This is a genomic window from Flagellimonas hadalis, assembly GCF_007785775.2.
Taxonomy (GTDB): domain Bacteria; phylum Bacteroidota; class Bacteroidia; order Flavobacteriales; family Flavobacteriaceae; genus Flagellimonas; species Flagellimonas hadalis.
This window is the reverse complement of record NZ_VNIK02000056.1, coordinates 1-309: the sequence shown is the minus strand read 5'-3', so window position 1 is coordinate 309 and position 309 is coordinate 1. Positions and strand designations below refer to the sequence as shown.

Genomic DNA, 309 nt, shown 5'->3' with positions numbered 1-309 from the left:
GATGACCCCAAGATAAACGGCCCTGAAGCCCCTGAGAAAACGTGCTGGCTTACCCCCATACCTGAGTTCGTAGAACTCAAGATCGGTATTCACATTGGACCGTCTCCAGAGTCGGGCGTAGACAAATACCGTCAACAGTCCGGTCAGCAGGAATGCCCACCAGACCCAGTTTCCCGATACACCATTGGTACGGACAATGTCCGTCACCAAGTTGGGCGTGTCCGTTGAAAAGGTGGTGGCCACCATGGAAATCCCCAAGAGCCACCAAGGCATGGTCCTTCCCGAAAGAAAGAATTCCGAACTACTCTT

General features: G+C 53.1%; 1 protein-coding gene. It reads right to left on the bottom strand.

The features are described 5' to 3' along the window. Positions 1-309 (bottom strand): sodium:solute symporter family transporter (locus tag FOT42_RS17970; protein WP_417938558.1); only part of this gene is annotated, 309 nt, incomplete at both ends.